The following is a 662-nucleotide window of genomic DNA, read 5'->3' as shown; positions in this document are numbered from 1 at the left end:
CTGCCCTGCCCGACAGCCGGCGCTCCGCACGGCCCGGCGCCTGTGCCGGGGTCCGTGAGTGGATCTGATGGATGATCGGCGCGGGGAGCGCGCCGCCAACGAAGACGCCCTCCCCGCGACAATCGCCCGCCCGTCGGCGGGAGAGGTGTGTGAGACGAACCATCATGCGCGCCGCTCCGCCTTGTCGAGCAACGTGGCGCGGAACTGCATGGCCGCCGTGACCATCTCGTCCAGTTCGGCGATCTGGTCCTGCGCCTCTTTCGGAGAATAGTCGTGCGGAACCGCCGAGGCCGAGGAATGCGCCTCGGCATGGCGCTGCAGCACGTCCGCGAACTCCCGGGTGATCCGGTGGATGTCCGAGGCGGTCGAGCCTTCGATGTTCAACGGGTGGAAGGTCCCGCCGCCCAGAGCCGCGAAATGCGCCGCGATCGGCACGGCGGCCTCGGGCACAATCCGGCTCAACCGGTCGAGGTAGTTGACGCCAAGCCCGCCCGGGCGCTGCTCCGAGACTTCCGTCCCGTGCGACAGAGTCGAGACCCCGACGCCGATGTCATTGGCCACGGCCTCAAGACCGCCGGCCGCGCGAATGGCGGTCTGCACCGCCGACTGGATCGAAGCGGGCCGCGCCTTACGCATGGGGAAACTCTCCGGGGGTTTTCGCG

Annotated in this window: 1 protein-coding gene; it reads right to left on the bottom strand. The window is 69.6% G+C overall.

From position 1 onward, the window contains the following. Positions 1-162: 162 nt before the first annotated feature. Entirely contained in the window at positions 163-636 is a 474-nt protein-coding gene (locus tag CVM50_RS00020; protein ID WP_085890137.1) for a hypothetical protein, read from the bottom strand. Positions 637-662 lie beyond the last annotated feature (26 nt).

Source organism: Pseudooceanicola marinus, from assembly GCF_002786295.1.
Classification (GTDB): domain Bacteria; phylum Pseudomonadota; class Alphaproteobacteria; order Rhodobacterales; family Rhodobacteraceae; genus Pseudooceanicola; species Pseudooceanicola marinus.
The sequence above is the reverse complement of the archived record's forward strand: the minus strand, read 5'-3'. Positions and strand labels throughout refer to the sequence as shown.

Excerpts from the sequence above, each read along its gene's own strand:
- CVM50_RS00020 (WP_085890137.1), bottom strand. The coding sequence starts at position 636 with ATGCGTAAGGCGCGGCCCGCTTCGATCCAGTCGGCGGTGCAGACCGCC.